The organism is Pseudomonas sp. AC083, assembly GCF_979253165.1.
This window is the reverse complement of record NZ_CEEDDH010000100.1, coordinates 1-279: the sequence shown is the minus strand read 5'-3', so window position 1 is coordinate 279 and position 279 is coordinate 1. Positions and strand designations below refer to the sequence as shown.

At 69.5% G+C, this 279-nt stretch carries 1 protein-coding gene; it reads right to left on the bottom strand.

Annotation, left to right across the window (positions count from 1 at the left end):
• The coding region (locus AC0IXA_RS27365; protein WP_471814891.1) for a cation:proton antiporter domain-containing protein at positions 1-279 on the bottom strand (279 nt) is incomplete at both ends.

Here is a 279-nt window from a genome sequence, read left to right as displayed (position 1 = left end):
GAGCACGCCCGACCCGCCGAGCTCCTCCGCCGTGATGTAGGCGACGAACGGCAGCAGCAGTCCGATGACGTTCTCGATGACCGGGTCGTCGATGCGCATCCGCACCCGGTGCGCGACGAAGCCGAGCACGAGACCGACGGCCACCCCGACCCCGATCGCCAGCGCGAAGATGCCGAGGTCGTCCCACACCGTGAGGCTGGCCCCGCCGACGATGGCGAGGAACACCTTCACGAGCGTCAGCGACGCCGCGTCGTTGATGAGGCTCTCGCCCGACAGCAC